Source organism: Stenotrophomonas sp. S39, from assembly GCF_016624665.1.
In the GTDB taxonomy this organism is placed as follows: Bacteria; Pseudomonadota; Gammaproteobacteria; order Xanthomonadales; family Xanthomonadaceae; genus Stenotrophomonas.
Window position 1 is genome coordinate 1 of sequence record NZ_JACVTT010000179.1, and the last position, 3,065, is coordinate 3,065.

3 protein-coding genes are annotated in these 3,065 nt (G+C 68.8%); 1 reads left to right on the plus strand and 2 read right to left on the minus strand.

The window, feature by feature from the left end:
- Positions 1-261: 261 nt before the first annotated feature.
- Positions 262-1,212 (minus strand): cation diffusion facilitator family transporter, encoded by a 951-nt coding sequence (locus tag IAE41_RS22110; protein ID WP_200734580.1) that lies wholly within the window; start codon positions 1,210-1,212, stop codon positions 262-264.
- A 69-nt stretch (positions 1,213-1,281) separates the two neighbouring features.
- Positions 1,282-1,941 carry an AprI/Inh family metalloprotease inhibitor gene (locus IAE41_RS22115; RefSeq protein WP_200734581.1) on the minus strand — a complete coding sequence of 220 codons (660 nt, stop codon included), beginning with the start codon at positions 1,939-1,941 and terminating at the stop codon, positions 1,282-1,284.
- Positions 1,942-2,152: 211 nt separating this feature from the next.
- Between IAE41_RS22115 and IAE41_RS22120 the strand changes: the two genes are divergently transcribed.
- A complete protein-coding gene (locus tag IAE41_RS22120) occupies positions 2,153-2,926 on the plus strand; it encodes a CHAD domain-containing protein (RefSeq protein ID WP_200734582.1) in 774 nt (257 codons plus the stop codon).
- Positions 2,927-3,065: the final 139 nt, after the last annotated feature.

The window sequence follows — 3,065 nt, forward strand, 5'->3', positions numbered from 1 at the left end:
CCCGGGGCGCGCAAACGTTCCAACCCCCCCCCCCCGCCTGGCGGGGCGCCGCGGGGGGGGCGGCGACGATGGCATCGAAGACGGGTTCTGAGGGCGTGTCGAGCACGCCCAGGCGGTCGATCTCACAGAGTCTGGAAGCTTCATCCATAACTGGCGCGCTGGCTTCTGTCGGGAAGGGCGGGGCAGGCCCCACGCTAATGGGGCAAGGGTTAGCATCGTGCGTTCCCGGGTGATGCCCGCGTGATGCTGGCTGCCGCTGTCTCAGTTGTTCTGCTTCAGCGCGGCCTGGCGTGCAGCAAAGACTTCCGGGGTCTGCGGCTTGACGAACAGTGCCACCAGCTCAGGAAATTCGTCCTTGACCGCCGTCTCGATACGGGTGATGCAGGCTTCGATCTGCGGCGTACGCCGGTCGTCCTCGAACTCCGCGCTGAGCATGGCTACCACCTGCTCGGGACCCATCTGCATGGTCGTCACGCCGTTGGCACGCAGCAGGTCAGGATCGGTGACCGCCACGGCCATGATCCGCTGCGCCACCGCCGGGTGCGCCGGCTCGCCCACCAGCAGGCCCTTGGTTTCCCGCGCCAGCAGGAAAGCGGTCACGGCGAGCACGGCCGCGATGCACAGGGAGGCCACGCCATCGAGCACGGGCATCTCCAGCAGCTGCGCGGCCAGCAGGCCGGCCAGGGCGAAGCCCAGGCCCAACAGCGCGGCGCTGTCTTCCAGCAGTACGGTGAACGTGGAGGGATCCTTGCTGCGCCGGAAGGCTTCGAAGTAGCCCATGCGCCCCTTGCTGCGGCGGAACTCACGCAGGGCGATGTACCACGACGTGCCCTCGAACAGCAGCGACACGCCCAGTACCGTGTAGCTGAGGCCATGGTTCGTGGCCGGCTGCGGGTGGCGGATGTGCTGGATGCCTTCGTACGCCGAGACGCCCGCACCGGCGGCGAACACCAGCAGGGCGACGATGAAGCTCCAGAAATACAGCTCACGCCCGTAACCGAAGGGGTGCAGCGTGTCGGGAGACTTCTCCGCACGGTGCAGGCCGTACAGCAGCAGGATTTCGTTCAGTGTGTCGACCAGCGAATGGACGCCTTCGCTCAGCATGGCCGAGCTGCCGGAGATGCCGGCAGCGATGAACTTGGCGATGGCGATGGCGAGGTTACCGAACAGTGCGGCGTAGACGACCAGGCGTGAGCCCGTGGGAGCGGCCATGTGAGGGGGCAGATGGAACGGACACCCCATGGTGCGATGCGGGGTGTCCGTGTCGCGTATACGGCTCGCTCAGCGCTGCCTCGGGTTGAGGTAGATGCGGGTTCCGTTCGATTCGCGCCGGCCCGACCAGCGTCCGCCACCGCTGGGACGGAAGCGCGCGATGACCTGGTTGTTGGTGTCGGTCAGCAGCAGCTGGTTGCCGGACAGCAGCCAGCGGTTGACCGAAAAGAAGCCATCGGGGCAGCCGGCCGGCACCCACGCGCCATAGCCGCCGAACCATTGGCTGTCCTTCAGCGTGATGGTGCAGCTGGAGCCGTTTTCCTGGCCCAGGGTCCAGTCACCAAACAGGTCGCTGTCGCGCACCGACCAGCCGCCATGGTGGCGGTCGCCGCCCCAGTCGTCGCGGTTGTCGTCGTGGTAGCCGATGTCCACCTCGGCGCCGGAACTGCGGCTGCGCGACTCCGAGTGCGAGTTGCCAGTCGTGGTGGTCTCGGTGGTCATCGAGCCCATGTTGCCGAAGTCCGCATTGGACTGGGTCGGGTCGCCGCTGTCGTCCTGGCCCGTGTCGTTGTTCGACTGGGTGGTCGTCGTGGTCTGCGAGCTGCTGGTGGTCTGTGTGCTGGTCGTGTCCTGGCCAAAGCCGAACGACGCGTCCTGGGCCATGGCGGTGGCGGGGAGGGCAAGGCTGCACAGCGCCAGCAGCCCGTGGTGCGGGAAGAGCTTGGCCATCGTCGAATCCTCGTTGGAGAACGCTGGAACCGCTGATCTGCGTGTGGGGCGGCAGCCTGCCGCGCCGGCGGAGCATAGCGCCGGCCCGACGGGGGTGGCGTGAGGGCCGTGTGCAGGTGCAGGCCTGGCGGGGCGACGGCCAGCGCATCGTGAACAGGGCTGCCCGTGGCGGGGGGTACACTGCATGCCCACCCCAGCGGGGCAGGCCCCGATGTCCGCAGCAGAACCAGGCCAGGCCATGCGGCAACGGACACTGCAGGAGTGCCGGGCCATCACCGCGGCCCTGTCGTCCATGGATGATCCGCACGCCTCGATCCACGCGGCGCGCAAGGCGATCCGCCGCCTGCGGGCGCTGCTTGGCCTGGTGCAGCATCCGGCGCTGGACCTGGAGGACGCGGACCGGCGCCTGCAGCGCCTCGGCGACAGCCTGTCGGACCTGCGCGATGCCCAGGTGGTGGTGCAGGCTGCGGTCTACCTGCAGGACAGCCATGCCGCAGACGCGTGGCCGGCCATCATCGCCCGGCTCACCCAGCGCCGCGACCGGCTGCTGCAGCAGAGCCTGCAGCGCGATCCCGGGTTCGAGCGGCGGTTGCGTCGCGTACTGATCGTGCAGGAACAGCTTGCGACGCAGCCCTGGGCGAAGCTGCGGCGGTCGGCGCTGCGCAGCAACCTGGAGCGCAGCCAACGGCGGGCCGAAAAGGCCGCCCAGCGTGCGAGCGACGATGGCGGGGCCGAGGCGATTCATCGCTGGCGGCGCAAGGTCCGCCGCCTGCGCATGCAGCTGGACGTGGCACACGCACTGCATCTGCACGCTGGGAAACGGCAAGCGTCGGGTGGCGATGCGAAGGCCCTGCACCGGCTCAGTGATGCGCTGGGGCAGCAGCAGGATCTGCAGCTGCTGCACAACCTGGTCAGGGCGATGCCGGCCGCTCATGGCAAGGCGCGGGTGCTCGAGCAGCTACGCAGCGCGCAGCACGCAGGGTAATGGAAGGATCCACGCAGCCGTGGTAGCGCCAGGCCATGCCTGGCGGTTGCCATCAGGTGCCGCTGCGTTCGCCGGGCGTGGCCCGGCGCTACCGGTCCTCGTTGCGTCGGTAGCGAAGGGATCGACGCAGCCCAGGTAG